Origin of the sequence: Psychrobacter sp. TB55-MNA-CIBAN-0194 (genome assembly GCF_040309505.1) — a bacterium.
Classification (GTDB): Bacteria; Pseudomonadota; Gammaproteobacteria; order Pseudomonadales; family Moraxellaceae; genus Psychrobacter; species Psychrobacter fozii.
Map to the genome: position 1 here is coordinate 1 of NZ_JBEOOW010000358.1, position 267 is coordinate 267.

Annotated in this window: 1 protein-coding gene; it reads right to left on the reverse strand. The window is 46.1% G+C overall.

The features are described from left to right. Window positions 1-24 precede the first annotated feature (24 nt). The coding region (locus tag AAEY75_RS15450) for a Sua5/YciO/YrdC/YwlC family protein (RefSeq protein WP_352260082.1) at window positions 25-267 on the reverse strand (243 nt) is incomplete at its 5' end.

Below are 267 nucleotides of genomic sequence, written 5' to 3' on the forward strand. Positions count from 1 at the left end.
CTTGACAGCTGAATATTAAACAATTTACTGAAACGGCGCAGGATCCCCTGCGCCAATACGAACTACTTCAATGCTATCAGCATCCATTTTAACGACCGTTGTCGGCTGTAGTCCACAAAAGCCGCCATCTATAACTAAATCTAGCGCATGTTCGAGCGTATCGCGAATGTCGTATGGGTCGGTCATCGGATCGGTTTCTCCAGGTAAAATAAGAGAAACACTCATGATCGGCTCGCCCAACTCTTCTAACAACGCAGACACTATTTG